The 16,365-nt window shown below is 69.8% G+C and carries 14 protein-coding genes; 3 read left to right on the top strand and 11 right to left on the bottom strand.

Annotated elements, in window-relative coordinates; all coding sequences use genetic code 11:
* Positions 1-119 precede the first annotated feature (119 nt).
* A complete protein-coding gene (locus tag ACZ5CR_RS13850; RefSeq protein WP_468857107.1) occupies positions 120-1,289 on the bottom strand; it encodes an adenosine deaminase in 1,170 nt (389 codons plus the stop codon).
* A gap of 102 nt (positions 1,290-1,391) precedes the next feature.
* Between ACZ5CR_RS13850 and ACZ5CR_RS13845 the strand changes: the two genes are divergently transcribed.
* Positions 1,392-2,156, top strand: coding sequence for an alpha/beta hydrolase (locus ACZ5CR_RS13845; protein WP_468857105.1), 765 nt, complete (start codon positions 1,392-1,394; stop codon positions 2,154-2,156).
* A 132-nt stretch (positions 2,157-2,288) separates the two neighbouring features.
* Here ACZ5CR_RS13845 and ACZ5CR_RS13840 read toward each other — a convergent pair whose 3' ends face one another.
* A complete protein-coding gene (locus tag ACZ5CR_RS13840; RefSeq protein WP_468857102.1) occupies positions 2,289-3,287 on the bottom strand; it encodes a LysR family transcriptional regulator in 999 nt (332 codons plus the stop codon).
* A 62-nt stretch (positions 3,288-3,349) separates the two neighbouring features.
* Here ACZ5CR_RS13840 and ACZ5CR_RS13835 point away from each other — a divergent pair, with 62 nt between their 5' ends.
* A complete protein-coding gene (locus ACZ5CR_RS13835) occupies positions 3,350-4,651 on the top strand; it encodes an MFS transporter (RefSeq protein ID WP_468857099.1) in 1,302 nt (433 codons plus the stop codon).
* Positions 4,652-4,798: 147 nt separating this feature from the next.
* Entirely contained in the window at positions 4,799-5,791 is a 993-nt protein-coding gene (locus ACZ5CR_RS13830; RefSeq protein ID WP_468857097.1) for a sigma-70 family RNA polymerase sigma factor, read from the top strand.
* On the opposite strand, the gene ACZ5CR_RS13825 is transcribed toward ACZ5CR_RS13830, so the two are convergent.
* From ACZ5CR_RS13825 to ACZ5CR_RS13785, 9 genes are all read right to left on the bottom strand, one after another.
* On the bottom strand, positions 5,693-6,064 hold the full coding sequence (locus ACZ5CR_RS13825; RefSeq protein ID WP_468857095.1) for an STAS domain-containing protein: 372 nt from the start codon (positions 6,062-6,064) through the stop codon (positions 5,693-5,695). The genes ACZ5CR_RS13830 and ACZ5CR_RS13825 overlap by 99 nt on opposite strands.
* A gap of 137 nt (positions 6,065-6,201) precedes the next feature.
* On the bottom strand, positions 6,202-7,665 hold the full coding sequence (locus ACZ5CR_RS13820; RefSeq protein ID WP_468857093.1) for a hypothetical protein: 1,464 nt from the start codon (positions 7,663-7,665) through the stop codon (positions 6,202-6,204).
* A 179-nt stretch (positions 7,666-7,844) separates the two neighbouring features.
* A complete protein-coding gene (locus ACZ5CR_RS13815; RefSeq protein ID WP_468857092.1) occupies positions 7,845-9,122 on the bottom strand; it encodes a thymidine phosphorylase in 1,278 nt (425 codons plus the stop codon).
* Between the two features lie 109 nt (positions 9,123-9,231).
* On the bottom strand, positions 9,232-9,669 hold the full coding sequence (locus ACZ5CR_RS13810; RefSeq protein WP_468857089.1) for a cytidine deaminase: 438 nt from the start codon (positions 9,667-9,669) through the stop codon (positions 9,232-9,234).
* Positions 9,666-10,928 (bottom strand): ABC transporter permease, encoded by a 1,263-nt coding sequence (locus ACZ5CR_RS13805; RefSeq protein ID WP_468857087.1) that lies wholly within the window; start codon positions 10,926-10,928, stop codon positions 9,666-9,668. The genes ACZ5CR_RS13810 and ACZ5CR_RS13805 overlap by 4 nt, the downstream gene beginning before the upstream one ends.
* Positions 10,925-12,070, bottom strand: coding sequence for an ABC transporter permease (locus tag ACZ5CR_RS13800; protein ID WP_468857085.1), 1,146 nt, complete (start codon positions 12,068-12,070; stop codon positions 10,925-10,927). Before ACZ5CR_RS13800 ends, ACZ5CR_RS13805 begins: the two co-directional genes overlap by 4 nt.
* Positions 12,067-13,689 carry an ABC transporter ATP-binding protein gene (locus ACZ5CR_RS13795; protein WP_468857466.1) on the bottom strand — a complete coding sequence of 541 codons (1,623 nt, stop codon included), beginning with the start codon at positions 13,687-13,689 and terminating at the stop codon, positions 12,067-12,069. Before ACZ5CR_RS13795 ends, ACZ5CR_RS13800 begins: the two co-directional genes overlap by 4 nt.
* Positions 13,690-13,887: 198 nt before the next feature.
* Positions 13,888-14,940, bottom strand: a complete 1,053-nt coding sequence (locus ACZ5CR_RS13790; RefSeq protein WP_468857083.1) for a BMP family lipoprotein — start codon at positions 14,938-14,940, stop codon at positions 13,888-13,890.
* 232 nt (positions 14,941-15,172) lie between these two features.
* Positions 15,173-16,282 (bottom strand): BMP family lipoprotein, encoded by a 1,110-nt coding sequence (locus tag ACZ5CR_RS13785; protein WP_468857081.1) that lies wholly within the window; start codon positions 16,280-16,282, stop codon positions 15,173-15,175.
* Between the last annotated feature and the right edge of the window lie 83 nt (positions 16,283-16,365).

Raw genomic sequence — 16,365 nt, 5'->3', positions numbered from 1 at the left:
GTACCTCCACCCCCCCCCCCCCCCCCCCCCCCCCCCCCCCCCCCCCCCCCCCCCCCCCCCCAACCCCCCCCCCCCCCCCCCCCCCCCCCCCCCCCGCGCCCGCATCGCCTCAATTTCTGTTACACATCGACAGAAGCCCTGGTGGAGGCGGTCTGACGGAACAGCCATTCGGACTTCAACTCGGCATATCCGGGCTTGATCACGTCGCTGATCATGGCCAGGCGTTCATCGAAAGGAATGAACGCTGATTTCATCGCATTGACTGTGAACCACTGCATGTCGTCGAGCGTGTAGCCGAATGTGCCGACCAAATGCTCGAATTCACGGCTCATGCTGGTGCCGGACATCAGACGATTGTCGGTGTTCACCGTGGCCCGGAAGTGCAGCTTTCGCAGCAGACCGATGGGGTGCTCGGCGTACGAGCTCGCCGCGCCCGTCTGGAGATTGGAACTGGGGCACATCTCCAGGGGGATGCGCTTGTCCCGTACGTAGCTGGCGAGGCGGCCAAGCTTCACGGTGCCGTCGTCGGCGACCTGGATGTCGTCGATGATCCGCACGCCGTGGCCGAGCCGGTCGGCGCCGCACCACTGCAGGGCCTGCCAGATGGAGGGCAGCCCGAAGGCCTCACCGGCGTGGATCGTGAAGTGGTTGTTCTCGCGCTTGAGGTACTCGAAGGCGTCGAGGTGACGGGTGGGCGGGAAGCCCGCCTCCGCGCCCGCGATGTCGAAGCCGACGACACCCAGGTCGCGGTAGCGGTTGGCGAGTTCGGCGATCTCCAGGGCGCGGGCCGCGTGCCGCATGGCGGTGAGCAGGGCGCCCACGCGGATGCGGTGTCCCGCCTCCTTCGCGCGCCGCTCGCCTTCCCGGAAGCCTTCGTTGACGGCCTCGACGACCTCTTCGAGGGTGAGGCCCCGCTCCAGGTGCTGCTCGGGGGCGTACCGGATCTCGGCGTAGACGACGCCGTCTTCCGCCAGGTCCTCGGCGCACTCGGCCGCCACGCGCTTGAGGGCGTCCTTCGTCTGCATCACCGCGCAGGTGTGCGCGAAGGTCTCCAGATAGCGCGGCAGCGAACCGGAGTCGGCGGCCTCCCTGAACCAGATCCCCAGCTTGTCGGGGTCGGTCTCGGGCAGCCCCTCGTAACCCGACTCACGGGCGAGGTCGACGATCGTGCCGGGGCGCAGGCCGCCGTCGAGGTGGTCGTGGAGGAGCACCTTCGGGGAGCGGCGGATCTGTTCGGCGCTGGGCGTTTCGCGGTCCGTCTGACCGGCTTTGGTGGTCTGGCTCGTCATCTCGGCACTCTAGCGCCTACGCGCGTAGATCTCACGGGTCGATACGTAACAGTGACCCCGCGGACGGGTGGCGTACACCATCGCTTCTGACACTGTTCTGTCATGGCACAGCAAGCGACGCCCGATTCCGCGCGCGCGGCCAGGCTCGGGCGCGTGATCGGCACCCGACCTTCGGCGGTCAGCGGCGCGGTGCTGCTGCTCCCCGGCGGCCACGAGACCTCAGCCCGCAAGCCGTCCCCGTTCGCCGCAGGCGCGGTGCGCGCGCTCGGCCGCAAACTCGCCCAGGACGGCCGCGGCGAGGGACTCGCCGCGCACGTCGTGCACTACCGCTACCGCGGGTGGAACGGGGCGCAGGCGCAGCTCGCGCGGGACGCGGAGTGGGCGGCGGACGAGGTCACCCGGCTCTACGGCGATGTCTCCATCTGCCTCGTCGGCATGGACATGGGTGGCCGGGCCGCGCTGCGGGCCAGTGGGCACGACGCGGTCAACTCCGTCCTCGCGCTGGCCCCTTGGCTGCCCGAGGACGATATGGCCGCGCCCCCCGAGCCGGTGAAGCAGCTCGTGGGGCGGCGGGTCCTGATCGTGCACGGCACGAACGACGAGCGGACCGATCCGGAGCTCTCGTTCCGGCTCGCGGAGCGGGCGAAGAAGGCGAACCGGGAGGTGTGCCGGTTCGAAGTCCACTCTGACGGGCACCGGTTGCACCAGCACCATGATGAAGTCCAGGCGCTGGCATCGGACTTCGTCATGGGGTCGCTGTTCGGCCACGCGTACGCACGTCCGTTGGAGGACGCACTCGCGGCTCCGCCGCCGCTGGGGCTGCGGATGCCGCTCGCATCCGGCTTCGGGCGGTCGCTGAAGCGCTGAGCGGTTGTGCGGGGCGTGGGGGGCCTGTGGGCTGTTCAGCGCGCGAGGGAGACGGCCGCCAGCCGCAGGTCGGCGAGGAGAGCCGCGGTGCGGGAGAACGCCGCTAGAGGAGAGCGGCGGTGACGGCCCTGGCTATTCGGGCAGCAGCCGCCCCCTCCGCCCCAGCAGGAACTTCTTGAACGCCGCCACCGGTGGAGTGTCCGGGTGGCCGTCCAGCCACGCCACGCCGATCTCACGCACCGCCCGCTGCCCCGTCACCGTCAGCTCCACGACTCCCGGCCTGGGGACGGCCGGTGGCGGAAGCAGGGCTACGCCGAGGCCCGCCGCCACCAGGCCACGCAGCGTCTCCGCCTCCTCCCCCTCGAACGCGATCCGCGGTTTGAAGCCGGCCTCCTGACAGAGGTCGTCCGTGATGCGGCGCAGGCCGTAGCCGGGTTCGAGGGTCACGAAGGCCTCGTCCGCCGCCTCAGCGAGACGGACCCGCTTGCGGGAAGCGAGGCGGTGGTCGTCGGGCACGACGAGGCGGAGCCGCTGCTCGTCCAGGCGGCGGGCGACCAGGTCCGGCGCGTCCGGCACGGGCGAGGTCAGACACAGGTCGAGCTCCCCCGCCCGCAGGCGCTCGATCATCGCTTCCCCGTAGTTCTGTACGAGGCTGAAGCGGATCCGCGGATGGTCCGCGCGGAAGGCGCGGATCAGGCCGGGCACGGTCTCCGACCCCATGGTGTGGAGGAATCCGAAGGCCACCTTGCCCGACGCCGGGTCCGCGTCCGCCCGTACGGACTCCGCCGCCCGCTCCACCTCGCCCAGCGCCCGTTCGACGGAGGCGAGGAACGTACGGCCCGCCGGGGTCAGTGACACCGTGCGGCCGTGCCGCGCGAACAGGTCGACGCCCAGGTCCTGTTCGAGGCGTACGAGCGCACGCGAGAGGGTCGACTGCGGCACCTGCATCTCCTGTGCGGCCCGCGTCACATGCTCCGTCCGTGCGACGCCCGCGAAGTACGCGAGGCGCGGCGAGAGCAGCGCGGACCAGGACTCCGGGGTCAGCTCGGCCGGCCCCGACGCTGCCGCGCCGATGTCTCCTACGTAACTGCTCTGCGACAGACGCCGCTCTGAACTGCTCTCATGCACCATGGGAACGATTATGGCCAGTCCATGCATTGGACGGATGAGTCATGTGTGCCTACGTTCGACACATGCCTCCTGCCAGTAGCGGGGCGTCCGTCATCCACGCGGACGCCCACACCCCGTCGTCCCCGGACACCGACGTCACCGATGTCGCCGACACACGCCTGAACCCCGGCGGTCCCGGTTACCGCCGGATGAGCTTCGCCCTCTTCCTCGCGGGTGTCGCCACCTTCGCCCTCCTCTACTCCACGCAGGCGCTGCTCCCCCTCGTCTCCGCCGACTTCGGTGTCAGCGCGAGCTCGGCGAGCTGGACGGTGTCGGCCGCCACGGGCGCCCTCGCCCTCTTCGTGCTGCCCCTGAGCGCGCTCAGCGAGCGGTTCGGGCGGCGGACGCTGATGACCGTTTCGCTGACGGTCGCGGTGGTGGTGGGCCTCCTCGTCCCCTTCGCGCCCTCCATCGGCGTACTGATCGCGCTGCGTGCCGTGCAGGGCGCCGCCCTCGCCGGGCTTCCTGCGTCGGCGATGGCCTTCCTCGCGGAGGAGGTCAGGCCCAAGGCGCTGGTCGCCGCGATCGGCATGTTCGTGGCGGGCAACTCCATCGGCGGCATGAGCGGGCGCATCATCACGGGCTGGGTCGCGCAGGCATGGGGCTGGCGCGTGGCCGTGGGCGTGGTGGGTGTCGTGGCCGTCCTGTGCGCCCTCGCCTTCCGCGCGCTGCTCCCCGCGCCGCGCCACTTCACTCCGGGCTCGCTCAACCCCAAGGCGCTGGGCAGGACCATCCGTTCGCACCTCTCCAACCCGCTGCTGTGCAGGCTGTACGCGATCGGCGCCCTGTTCATGACGGTGTTCGGCGCCGTCTACACCGTGATCGGATACCGCCTCACCGAGGCACCCTTCTCCCTCCCCCAGGGCATCATCGGCTCGATCTTCCTGGTCTACCTCGTCGGTACGGTCTCGTCGGCCGCCGCGGGGAAGCTGGTGACGCGGCTCGGCAGGCGCGGGGCGATGTACCTGGCGGTGAGCACGACGGCGGGCGGTCTGCTGCTCTCCCTGTCCGACGCCCTTGTCATGGTCCTTCTGGGGCTCGTCCTGATCACCGCGGGCTTCTTCGCGGGACACGCGGTCGCCTCCTCGTCCGTGAGCCGTACGGCCACCACAGGGAGGGCGCAGGCTTCGGCGCTCTACCAGTCCGCGTACTACCTGGGCTCCAGCGCGGGCGGCACGCTCGGCGCGGTCGCCTTCCATGCGGGAGGCTGGGCCGGGACGGTCGGCCTGGGTCTGCTCGCGGTGCTCGGCGTCGCGTCCATCACCGTCTGGGGGTCGCACGCGGCTCGCGCCCAGGAGCGGCGGGGGCTCGTGGCGGCGCACTAGCCGTACGGGGCTCGTGGCGGCGCACCAGCCGTACCGGACGGTCCTCTCCCGCCTGCGGGTTTTCCGACTCCGGGGGCCGTTGTCAGTGGGCTGCGGTAGCTTCCGAAGTGCTGGGGACTTCCGTGGCAGCCGCAGGGGTGGGTTGGGATGACTGACATCGCAGGTACGACGTCGGAACTGGACGTCACGCTCGAAAAACACCGGGTCGAACTGACCGGGTACTGCTATCGCATGCTGGGGTCGGCCTTCGAGGCCGAGGACGCGGTGCAGGACACGATGGTGCGGGCCTGGCGGAGCTTCGAGAAGTTCGAGGGCCGCTCCAGCCTCAGGTCGTGGCTGTACAGGATCGCGACGAACGTCTGCCTGGACATGCTGAACGCGGGCAACCGCCGCGCACGCCCCATGGACCTGACCGCGGCGGCGCCCCTCGCCCAGGCCGCGCTCACCCCGCGCCCTGACAACGTGTGGCTTGAGCCGATGCCGGACGCCCGCATGCTGCCGTCGCTCAGCGACCCGGCGGAGGCGGCCGTGGCGAAGGAGTCGGTGCGGCTCGCTTTCGTCGCCGCCCTGCAGCAACTGCCGCCCAAGCAGCGGGCTGTGCTCATCCTGCGCGAGGTCCTCGCGTGGAAGGCCAGCGAGGCGGCCGAGCTCCTCGACACCTCGGTGGCCTCCGTCAACAGCGCGTTGCAGCGGGCGCGGGCGACCCTCGCCGAAGCCCCTGCCGACGACACCGCCGTCTCCGATCCGCTGGACGACGAGCAGCAGAAGCTCCTCGAGCGGTACGTCGCGGCCTTCGAGGGCTATGACATGACGGCGCTGACGGCGTTGCTGCACGAGGACGCCATCATGACGATGCCCCCGTTCGACCTGTGGCTGCGCGGCACCGCCGACATCACCGGGTTCATGTCGACCATGGGCGCCTCCTGCGCGAACAGCCGCCTGTTCCCGGTCGACGTCAACGGCACGCCGGGCTTCGCCCACTACAAGCCCGACCCGGAGAAGGGTGGGTTCGCGCCGTGGGCGGTTCAGGTCATCGAGATCTCAGAGGGGCGGATCGCGGGCTTCCACTGCTTCCTGGACACGCCCCGGTGGTTCCCGCTGTTCGGCCTGCCGCTCCATCTCGACGACAAGGCCGAGTAGTTCGACCAGGCCGACGAGGCCGAGCAGGGCCAGCAGGGCGGGGGACGGATTTCTGAGACGGATCCGGCCCCCGGCCCGGCGGGCTGCGAGGTGCAGCCGGGCGATGACGTCGACCGTCGTGAGGTCGGCGGTGGTGACGGCGGCGACGTCGCAGATCACGTCGTCGTCGCCGGGGCGGTGCCGGGCGGCGGCCACCCGGTCGCACAGGTGCGGGATGTCGCCTGCGCGCAGGGGGCCCTCGATTCGGATGAGGTTCTCTTCGGGAGCAGCCATGCAGGGTTGACCGGTGGGACGGCCGGAACTCATCGGTACGGCCGCCCCGCGCCGCCGCCTGCCGCCCCGCACCGCCGCCTGCCGCCCCGCACCGCCGCCTGCCGCCCCGCGCCGCCGTACGCCGTCAGCCGCCCCGGTCAGGCCTGAGGCCGCTTGCGGACGCGCAGGGTCAGGGCGTTCACGAAGTCACCCTGCCCGCTGTCGTACTGCTGCTCGTGGAACGACTGGCCCGCTCCCGACCCGTACATGCGGAAGAACCACTTGCTGTTCCACTCGTTCTTCGCCTCCGAGAGCCGCCTGAACTCCTCGGTGCCGCGCTGGGCGCTTCCGGCGAGTTCTTTGAGCAGCTTGTTCACCTGGTCCATCTCGGAGCCCCCGGGTGCGGGCTTGCCCTTGGAGCGGAGCAGAGGGATGGCGGTCTTGGTCTTGAACTCCTCCACCAGCTTGGGGAGCAGTTCCTGCAGCGCGTCGCCGGAGTTGGCGGTGCGGGTGTAGTTCTCCAGGGTGACGCGGTCCTCGCCGTTCGCGCTGAGCGCCGCGACGCCCGCGAAGTGGAAGCCCCAGATGTCCTGGGGCTTGGCCTCGGGGGTGGCGGACTCGGCGAAGTCGAGCTTGGCGCTCTGCCCCAGGGAGACGGTCGTATAGCCCTCGCCCACCGCGGGGGCCGCGGCCTTGTTCACCCCGAGGTCCGCTGCCGCGGCGTCCATCTCTTCGGGGTGCTCGCGCAGGGCGCCGCCGTAGCGCTCGGGGGTGGGGGCGCCCTGCGGTGCGCCCGCGCGGTCGGCGAGGCCGTCGGCCACGCTGTCGACGGTCTTGTCCTCCCAGGGCATGGCGTCCCGCCCGGTCAGGACGACGTCCGTCTGCCTGCCGCCGCCCATCAGCTCCCGGGCCACGTCGATGCACTCGGACTTCAGCAGGTTCGCGAAGCCCGACTCGGCGTTCTTGGGGTTCTCCCGCGTCTGGGGCTGTACGCGCTTGAGGACGACGGACCCGTCGCCGGACGGTTTCTCCACGGAGATCTGCGCTCCGCGGACCGCCAGCGTGTAGTTGCTGCCGACGTCCGTCAGGGACGCGTTGCTCGCCTCGATGACGCCCGGAGTCGCGTAGAACTCCTTCGGTTCGCGCGCGGTGTCGTGCACGGCGAGGGATCCGTCGCCCGCGACCCTCAGGGGCAGCCCGAGCGGCGGGTCCGGCTCGACGCCGGTCTCCTCCGCCACGTCCTGCTGGAACGGGTCGTGGGTACGGGCCCCGAGGTGGTCCACCGAGTGCTTCGAGATCTGCTCCGGGTCCGGGACCAGGGCGCCCTGCGATGACTGCGACTCGAAGTAGGGGCCCTCGCCCTGCTCGCTGACCAGGCTCTTGACCTGGCCGCTCGCGTAGCGCTGCACGTGGATCTGTTCGCCGTGCCGGTGTGCGTCGCCCGCGTCGCCCGCGTGCGGGTGGCCGGCCTGGCGCAGCATCTGGACGACAGCGGCGTTCCCCGCGTCGCGATGCAGGCCGATGAGCCCTCCGGGCGCCGCCGCACCCGCGGTCCGCCGGGCCGGGCCACGGGCGGGCCCGGCACCGGCGGCTTTGGCGTGATCGTGGTCATGGTCGTGCAAGGTTGCCCCTCCCGCGCAGGATGCGACTCATCCCTGAATACGCGGCACGGGCGGGCGGGGACCAGGTACGGAAGGGCACAGTGCCGGCCCATGAGGGCAGACCCCGCAAGGGGCGCGAGGAACTGCGCGAACAACCACGACGCACACGCAGTCGGCACCCCACAGGCCCGCCCGAGCTGTCAGCCGATCCGGTCCAGCACGATCGCCTCCGGCGAGAAATCCGTCCCGGCGGGAGCGACGTCGTACGCCCCTTCAAGGGACTGGAGCGCGTACGCGAAACGGTCCGGGGTGTCCGTGTGCAGGGTCAGCAGCGGGGCGCCCGCCTCGACGGAGTCGCCCGGCTTGGCGTGCAGTTCGACGCCCGCGCCCGCCTGGACCACGTCCTCCTTGCGCGCACGCCCCGCGCCGAGCCGCCAGGCGGCGACGCCGACGTCGTACGCGTCGAGGCGGGTCAGGACGCCGGAGGACGGCGCCGTGACGACGTGCGTCTCGCGGGCCACCGGCAGGGTCGCGTCCGGGTCGCCGCCCTGGGCGGAGATCATCCGGCGCCACACGTCCATCGCCGAGCCGTCCGCGAGGGCCTTCTCCGGGTCGGCGTCCTTCAGTCCCGCCGCGTCGAGCATCTCGCGGGCCAGCGCGAGGGTCAGCTCGACGACGTCGGAGGGGCCGCCGCCCGCGAGGACCTCCACCGACTCGCGGACTTCGAGCGCGTTGCCCGCCGTCAGGCCCAGCGGCGTGGACATGTTGGTGAGCAGCGCGACCGTACGCACGCCGCTGTCGGTGCCCAGCTCGACCATGGTGGAGGCCAGTTCGCGGGCGTCGTCGATGTTCTTCATGAAGGCGCCGGTGCCCACCTTCACGTCGAGGACCAGCGAGCCCGTGCCCTCGGCGATCTTCTTCGACATGATGGACGAGGCGATCAGGGGGATCGCCTCCACCGTGCCCGTGACGTCCCGCAGCGCGTACAGCTTCTTGTCCGCGGGGGCCAGGCCGTCGCCCGCCGCGCAGATGACCGAGCCGACGCCCTCCAGGACGGACAGCATCTCCTCGTTCGAGAGGAGAGCCTTCCAGCCCGGGATCGACTCCAGCTTGTCCAGGGTGCCGCCCGTGTGACCGAGACCCCGGCCCGACAGTTGCGGAACCGCGGCGCCGCACGCGGCGACCAGCGGGGCGAGCGGCAGCGTGATCTTGTCGCCGACGCCGCCCGTGGAGTGCTTGTCGGCCGTGGGGCGGGACAGGGACGAGAAGTCCATGCGCTCGCCGCTCGCGATCATCGCGGCCGTCCAACGGGCGATCTCGCCGCGGTTCATGCCGTTGAGCAGGATCGCCATGGCAAGGGCCGACATCTGCTCGTCGGCGACCACGCCGCGCGTGTACGCGTCGATGACCCAGTCGATCTGCTCGCCGCTCAGCTCGCCGCGGTCCCGCTTCGTACGAATCACGGAGATGACGTCCATGGCATAACCCCTCTTTGCGCCTTAAAACGGTGAGGCGACTCTACGCGCATAGAGCCGCAGGATGAAGACGGCCCCTCCCCGTCGCACAGCAACAGGAAGGGGCCGTGCGTCAGTTGAGGTGCTCCGGGCCGAACGGGTCCGGGAGCATGTCCCCCAGTGTCCGGATGCCGGCCGCCGTCTCAAGAAGGAGCGTCGCGCCCCCGAACTCGTAGAGCAGCTGGCGGCAGCGACCGCACGGCATCAGGATCTCGCCCTTGGCGTCGACGCAGGTGAAGTGCGTCAGACGGCCGCCCCCGGTGAGCTGGAGCTGCGAGACGAGGCCGCATTCGGCGCACAGGCCGAGGCCGTACGACGCGTTCTCCACGTTGCAGCCCGACACCGTGCGGCCGTCGTCCACGAGGGCCGCGGCGCCGACCGGGAAGCCCGAGTAGGGAGCGTAGGAACGGGACATGGCCTCGCGTGCGGCCTCCCGCAGCGCGTCCCAGTCGGGCTCGGTCTCGCTCTCGGACTTGGACTCGGACTCGGGGTCACTCTCGGTCTCGGTCACGTTCCTTGTCCCTTTCGATAGGGCTGGCCGTCCGCCTTCGGCATGCGCAGCCGCTGGGCGGAGAGCGAGAGCACAAGGAGCGTAACGACGTACGGCGTGGCGGTGACGACCTGGTTGGGAACCTCGTCGGTCAAGCCGTACCACGCGAACATGAGCGCCGAGACGGCCGCGATGATCGCCGCGGGGACGTAACGCTTGCGCCATACGAGGTAGACCGCGCCGATGACCAGCAGGATCGCGAGCAGCAGGAGCAGCGCGTGCACGTTCGTGCCGCCGCCACGGAGCTTCAGGCTGTCGGTGTAACCGAAGAGGCCCGCACCGAGCGCGAGTCCGCCCGGCATCCAGTTGCCGAAGATCATCGCGGCGAGGCCGATGTAGCCGCGTCCGCCGGTCTGGCCCTCCAGGTAGATGTTCGAGCCGACCAGCGAGAGGAACGCGCCGCCGAGCCCGGCGAGAGCGCCGGAGATGACCACGGCGAGGTACTTGTACTTGTAGACGTTCACGCCGAGGGACTCGGCCGCGACCGGGTTCTCACCGCAGGAGCGCAGGCGCAGACCGAACGACGTGCGCCACAGGACCCACCAGCTCAGCGGCACCATCGCGACGGCGATGACGGTGAGCGGCGAGAGATCCGTGAACAGGCCGCCGAGCAGGCCCGCGATGTCCGAGACGAGGAACCAGTGTTTCTCGTTCAGGTCCTGCAGCCAGTCGGAGAGGCCGGGGACGGAGAAGCTGCCAAGCGATTCGACCGGCGGCGACTGCTTCGACGTACCGCCTTCCTTGCCCTCGAAGGCGAAGGTGGAGAGGTAGCGGGTGACGCCCAGGGCGAGGATGTTGATGGCCACACCGGAGACGATGTGGTTGACGTTGAAGGTGACCGTGACGATCGCGTGAAGCAGTCCGCCGAGCGCGCCGCCGAGCAGGCCGAACAGGATGCCGACCCACGGGCCCCACTGGTAACCGGCGAACGCGCCGAACCAGGTGCCGAGGATGAGCATGCCTTCGAGGCCGATGTTGACCACGCCCGCGCGCTCGGCCCACAGACCGCCCAGACCCGCGAGGCCGATCGGCACGGCGAGCCGCAGCGCGGTGGACATCTGCCCGGTGGAGGTGATGCCGTCCGCGCCGGTGATCAGCCGGACCACGGAGGTCAGGACGAGGACACCCGCGATGATCAGCAGGAGGACGGGGAGCGAGATGCGGCGGCGGCCCGGCGCGGGCTGCTTGGCCAGGGGCTTGGCTACGGTTGCCGAGCTCATCGGGCAGCCACCTCCTTCACGGTGTCGTTGTTGCCGTTGTCGCCGTTGCTGTCGTCGCGGGCGGCGGCCAGTTCCTCACCGACGCGGCGCTGCTGACGGCTCAGGCCCCAACGGCGTACGGCCTCGTAGGAGACGACGACCGCGATCACGATGAGACCCTGCATGATCACCGCGATCTCCTTGTCGTACGCGACCGGGGTCGCGTAGTCGAGAGCGGGTGACGCCTTGTCCAGGAAGGCCCAGAGCAGCGAGGCGAACGCGATGCCGACCGGGCTGTTGCGGCCGAGCAGCGCGATGCCGATGCCCGTGAAGCCGAGGCCCGCGGGGAAGCTGAGGCTGTAGGTGTGGGTGTCGCCGAGCAGGATCGGCATGCCCGCGAGGCCCGCGACCGCGCCGGAGATCAGCATCGCGCTGAGCACCATGCGCTTGGCGTTCACACCGGAGGCCGCGGCGGCCGACTCGGAGGCGCCGGTGGCACGCAGGTCGAAGCCGAAGCGGGTGCGGTTGAGTACCAGCCAGTACAGGACGCCCGCGAGAGCGGCGATGATCACGAAGCCGTAGATCTCGCCGGAGTCGCCCATGCTGATGCCGGGGAACCAGCCGGACTCGTGCATCTCGCCGGTGGTCTGGTTGTTGCCGACCGGGACGCCGAAGTTCTCGGTGAGGGTCATGTAGCCGATGACGCTCGTCGCGATGGCGTTGAGCATGATCGTCGCGACGACCTCGCTGACCCCGCGCGTGGTCTTGAGGATGCCCGCGATGCCCGCCCAGAAGGCGCCGGTGAGCATGGCGACCAGCATCAGGAGCGGGATCTGGAGCGCGGCGGGGAGCGCCACGTGCGCGCCGACGACGGCGGTGGCCATCGCGGCGAGGCGGTACTGCCCGTCCACACCGATGTTGAACAGGTTCATGCGGAAGCCGACGGCCACCGCGAGCGCGGCCAGGTAGTACATGCCGGCCTGGTTGATGGTCAGGACCTGGATGTCGGAGTAGCTGATCTGCTCCAGCATCAGGGTGTACGGCTCGATCGGGTTCTTGCCCGAGGCGAGCAGCACGACCGAGGTCAGCGCCACGGCCACGACGAGGGCGATGACCGGTCCGGCCACCGCGAGGAGCAGGCGCTCCTTGTCGAACTTCTTCATCGGGCCTCGTCCTCCGAAGTCTCGGTCTCGGCAGAGCCCTCTTCGGGTTCTTCTTCTACGTGTTCGAGGTGGCCGGACGCCGCACCCGTCATCGCCGAACCGAGCTCCTCCGGCGTGACGGTGGCCGGGTCGGCGTCGGCGACGAGCCGTCCGCGGTAGATCACGCGGAGGGTGTCGGAGAGGCCGATCAGCTCGTCCAGGTCCGCCGAGATGAGCAGGACGGCGAGTCCTTCGCGACGGGCCTCGCGGATCTGGTCCCAGATCTGGGCCTGCGCGCCGACGTCCACACCGCGGGTGGGGTGGGCGGCGATCAGGAAGCGGGGCTTGTGGCTCATCTCGCGGCCGACGATCAGCTTCTGCTGGTTGCCGCCGGAGAGGGAGGCGGCCGTGACGTCGATGCCGGGGGTACGGACGTCGTACTCCTCGACGATGCGCCGGGTATCGGCCTGCGCGCCCTTGGGGTCGAGCCAGAAGCCGCCCTTGCCGCGGGAGTTGGGCTTCTCGGTGACGTGACCGAGGATGCGGTTCTCCCAGAGCGGCGACTCCAGGAGGAGGCCGTGACGGTGGCGGTCCTCGGGGATGTAGCCGATGCCCTGCTCGCGGCGGTGGCGCGTGGCCAGCTCCGTGATGTCCTGGCCCGCCATGCGGATGACGCCCGAGTCGGCGTGCTTGAGGCCGATGAGCGCGTCGATCAGCTCGGTCTGGCCGTTGCCCTCGACGCCCGCGAGGCCGAGCACCTCGCCCTCGTGGATCGTGAAGGAGATGTCATCGAGGAGGGCACGGCCCGACTCGCCGTCGGCGAGCAGCCTGAGCGCGTCGACCTCGATCATCGCCCGGTCGGTGACCGTGGACTCCGCCGTCTCGGGGGTGGGCAGCTCGCTGCCGACCATCAGCTCGGCGAGCTGGCGCGGGGTCGTCTCGGACGGGATCGCCGTGCCGACGGTCGTGCCGCGCCGGATGACGGTGATGTCGTCGGCCACGGAGAGGACTTCGCCCAGCTTGTGGGAGATGAAGATGACGGACAGGCCCTCGGACTTCAGCTCGCGCAGGTTGTCGAAGAGCGCGTCGACCTCCTGGGGCACGAGGACCGCGGTGGGCTCGTCCAGGATCAGCGTGGTGGCGCCGCGGTAGAGGACCTTGAGGATCTCCACGCGCTGCCGGTCGGCGACGCCGAGGTCCTCGACCATGGCGTCGGGGCGGACCCCGAGGCCGTAGCGGTCGGAGATCTCCGCGATCTTGCGGCGGGCGGCGGCGCCGATGCCGTGCAGCTTCTCGCTCCCGAGAACGATGTTCTCCAGGACCGTGAGCTGGTCGGCGAGCATGAAGTGCTGGTGGACCATGCCGATGCCGCGCGCGATGGCGTCGGCGGGGCTTGCGAAGGTCACCTGGGCGCCGTCGACCGAGATGGTGCCCTCGTCCGGCTTCTGCATGCCGTAGAGGATCTTCATCAGGGTCGACTTGCCCGCGCCGTTCTCGCCGACGAGGGCGTGCACGGTGCCCTTGCGGACGATCAGGCGAATGTCATGGTTGGCCACGACGCCCGGGAAGCGCTTGGTGATGCCGGTGAGTTCAACGGCAACGGCCTGTGCGGTGGGCGGAGGGCTGGTGGACGCGTCGATGGCGCACTCTCCTCGGAAATCCTCAGGAAAGGGGCCACCTACGCGCGTAGCGCCCCTGGTTCGACGGGAGTTGAGCAGTGGGCCGCGCGAACGGGGCGCGGGGGAACCATCGTCCCCCACACCCCGTTTCGCGGCTGTGACTTCGCTGTTGCAGCGCAGTACTGGTGACAGCGAGTCCCGGTTACAGCGTGGTACCGGTTACAGCGTGGTCTTGACCTTGGTCTTGCCGCTGGTGATGTCCTGCTCGGCCTTCTCCACGGCGGCCTGCAGGTCCTTCATCTTCTTGTACTCGGGGTTCGAGTCGGCAAGCGCGACGCCGCCGGACTTCAGGTCCGCACGGACCACGCCGCCCTTGGCCTTGTCATCCTGGACCGACTTCGTCAGGTTGTACACCGCTCCGGCGACGTCCTTGGTCGCCGAAGTCAGGATGTACTTCTTGTACTTGGCCAGGGCCTTCTGCTCGTACTGGTCGGAGTCGACGCCGATCGCCCAGACCTTCTTGGCGGCGGCCGCCTCGATCACGCCCTGCCCCGAGAGACCCGCCGCGTGGTAGACCACGTCGGCGCCGTCCTCGATCTGGCCGTTGGCGCCTTCCTTGCCCTTGTCCGGGCTGGAGAAGCCGCCGTCCTCGGCCTTCTCGGTGAGCATCTGGCGCTTGATCTTGACCGACTTGTCGGTGGCCTTGACGCCCTGGACGAAGCCGGCCTCGAACTTGCGGATCAGCGGGTTGTTCACGCCGCCGATGAAGCCGACGGTCTTGCTCTTGGTGGCCTTGGCGGCGGCGACGCCCGCCAGGTACGAGGACTGCTCCTCGTTGAAGACCAGGTCGGAGACGTTGTCCGCCTCGATGGTGGCGTCGTCGACGATGCCGAAGTTGACCTTCGGGAACTTCGCGGCGACTTCCTTCACGGCGGGGGCGTAGGCGTAGCCGATGCCGATCACCGGGTTGTAGCCCTGCTTGGCGAGCTCGGTGAGGCGCTGGGCCTTGTCGGCGTCGGACTCGCCGTCCGTCGGCTCGACGGCCTTCTTGCCGATCTTCAGGTCCTTGGCGGCCTTGTCCATACCGGCGGTCGCGGCATCATTGAAGGACTGGTCGCCCTTGCCGCCGACGTCGTACGCGATGGCGACGCCCTTGCTCTTGCCGTCGCCGGAACCGGCGGCGTCGCTTGAGGTGCCGCCGCAGGCGGTGGCGGAGACGGCGAGTGCGGCGGTCGCTACACCCGCTGCGGCAATTCGGGAAACCCGGCGCATAGAGAGGAACTCCTTATGTACAAGCAAGCAAAAGCACGTACGAGCGCCTCACCTGGCGCTGATTTCGCCGCAGCGTAACGCGCGTAGACCTGACATAAGAACCCTTCCGTCCTCTCCGTTATCGAGCTGTGGCCGCGAGGTTGCGCGAGCGTGTACGCAGTGTGGGGCCCCCCTCACGCAAGGGGTGCCCCACCTGTCGTACGTGCCGCGTACGTCGGGCCGTCGGCGCGGGCTACGGAGTGGTCTTGACCTCGACCTTGCCGTCGGCGATGTCCTTCTCGGCCTTCTGCACGGCGGCGACCACGTCCTTCATCGCCGTGTACTTCGGATTCGAGTCGGCGAACCCGACCCGGCCCGACTTCAGGTCGTAGCGCTGCTCGCCCGTGATCGGCTTGCCCTTGACGACGGACTTCGTCAGGTCGTACACAGCCCCGCCGACGTCCTTGAGGGCCGAGCCGAGGATGTAGTCCTTGTACTTGGCCAGGGCCTTCTGCTTGTACTGGTCGGAGTCGACGCCGATCGCCCACACCTTCTGGGAACCGGCCTCCTGGATCACGCCCTGCCCGGAGAGCCCCGCCGCGTGGTACAGCACGTCGGCGCCCGACTCGATCTGGCCGCTCGCCGCGTTCTGCCCCTTGTCGGGGCTGGAGAAGCCGCCGTCCTCGGGCTTCTCGGTCAGGTACTGCTTCTCGATCTTGATCTTGGGGTCGACGGACTTGACGCCCTGCACGAACCCCGCCTCGAACTTGTGGATGAGCGGGATGTCCACACCGCCGATGAATCCGACGTGATCGGCCTTGGTGACCTTGGCCGCGGCGACGCCCGCCAGATACGACCCCTGCTCCTCGTGGAAGACCAGGTCGGCGACGTTGTCCGCCTTCACGGTGTTGTCGTCGATGATCCCGAAGGTGGTCTTGGGGAACTTCGCGGCCACCTCCTTGATCGCGGGAGCGTAGATGTAGCCGACGCCGACGACCGGGTTGTAGCCCTGCTTGGCCAGCTGCTCGATGCGCTGCACCTTGTCGGCACTGGACTCGCCGTCGCCCGGCTCCATGTCCACGCCGCCGATCTTGAAGTCCTTGCGGGCCTTCGCGTATCCGGCGTAGGCGGCGTCGTTGAACGACTGGTCGCCCTGGCCACCGATGTCGTACGCGAGGCCGATGCCCTTGTCGTCGTACTCCGACGAGCCCCCGGACTTGCTGTCCTTGCCCTCATCGTCCGAGGAGGCCTCGCTGCTGGTCTTGCCGCACGCGGAGGCCGCGAGGGCGACGGACGCCACCGCCACGGCCACTTGGCAGAGCCTCGTTCCCCGGGCTCCACGAGATCCTTGACGAAGACGCATAGGACGCACCCCTTACGTTCCCCGAAGCACCCTTGACGGGCCTGATTTCGGCGCACAGTAACGCGCGTAGAAAGGGAGGGGAA

The sequence above is a fragment of the Streptomyces sp. NPDC031274 genome, from assembly GCF_055570235.1.
The sequence above is the reverse complement of the archived record's forward strand: the minus strand, read 5'-3'. Positions and strand labels throughout refer to the sequence as shown.

Excerpts from the sequence above, each read along its gene's own strand:
- ACZ5CR_RS13785 (WP_468857081.1), bottom strand. The coding sequence starts at position 16,282 with ATGCGTCTTCGTCAAGGATCTCGTGGAGCCCGGGGAACGAGGCTCTGC.
- ACZ5CR_RS13815 (WP_468857092.1), bottom strand. The coding sequence starts at position 9,122 with ATGGACGTCATCTCCGTGATTCGTACGAAGCGGGACCGCGGCGAGCTG.
- ACZ5CR_RS13845 (WP_468857105.1), top strand. The coding sequence starts at position 1,392 with ATGGCACAGCAAGCGACGCCCGATTCCGCGCGCGCGGCCAGGCTCGGG.
- ACZ5CR_RS13835 (WP_468857099.1), top strand. The coding sequence starts at position 3,350 with ATGCCTCCTGCCAGTAGCGGGGCGTCCGTCATCCACGCGGACGCCCAC.
- ACZ5CR_RS13825 (WP_468857095.1), bottom strand. The coding sequence starts at position 6,064 with ATGGCTGCTCCCGAAGAGAACCTCATCCGAATCGAGGGCCCCCTGCGC.
- ACZ5CR_RS13830 (WP_468857097.1), top strand. The coding sequence starts at position 4,799 with ATGACTGACATCGCAGGTACGACGTCGGAACTGGACGTCACGCTCGAA.
- ACZ5CR_RS13805 (WP_468857087.1), bottom strand. The coding sequence starts at position 10,928 with ATGAGCTCGGCAACCGTAGCCAAGCCCCTGGCCAAGCAGCCCGCGCCG.
- ACZ5CR_RS13840 (WP_468857102.1), bottom strand. The coding sequence starts at position 3,287 with ATGGTGCATGAGAGCAGTTCAGAGCGGCGTCTGTCGCAGAGCAGTTAC.
- ACZ5CR_RS13850 (WP_468857107.1), bottom strand. The coding sequence starts at position 1,289 with ATGACGAGCCAGACCACCAAAGCCGGTCAGACGGACCGCGAAACGCCC.
- ACZ5CR_RS13790 (WP_468857083.1), bottom strand. The coding sequence starts at position 14,940 with ATGCGCCGGGTTTCCCGAATTGCCGCAGCGGGTGTAGCGACCGCCGCA.
- ACZ5CR_RS13800 (WP_468857085.1), bottom strand. The coding sequence starts at position 12,070 with ATGAAGAAGTTCGACAAGGAGCGCCTGCTCCTCGCGGTGGCCGGACCG.